Consider the following 215-nt stretch of genomic DNA (forward strand, 5'->3'; position numbering starts at 1 on the left):
TTCGTACACTTCTTCAGATACGTAGAATTCTTCTTGTAACATTCGAAGAGCAAATGTATGATAATCTTTCTCCACTTCAAGACGTACAGGAGCACCACGAAGACGTTTACGTAATTTATTCTCGATTTCTTCTAATAAGTCTTCTGCTTCTTCTTAATTGATATCTAGATCTGTCTCTTATACAAATATGACTCTGCAGACGAATACTTGTTCGT

At 35.3% G+C, this 215-nt stretch carries 1 pseudogene; it reads right to left on the reverse strand.

What is annotated here, in order from left to right:
- Positions 1-153: pseudogene (locus QCD85_RS23835) on the reverse strand (hypothetical protein); the annotation flags it as partial.
- Positions 154-215: the final 62 nt, after the last annotated feature.

The organism is Paenibacillus sp. PsM32 (assembly GCF_030433815.1).
Lineage (GTDB): Bacteria > Bacillota > Bacilli > Paenibacillales > Paenibacillaceae > Saccharibacillus > Saccharibacillus kyungheensis.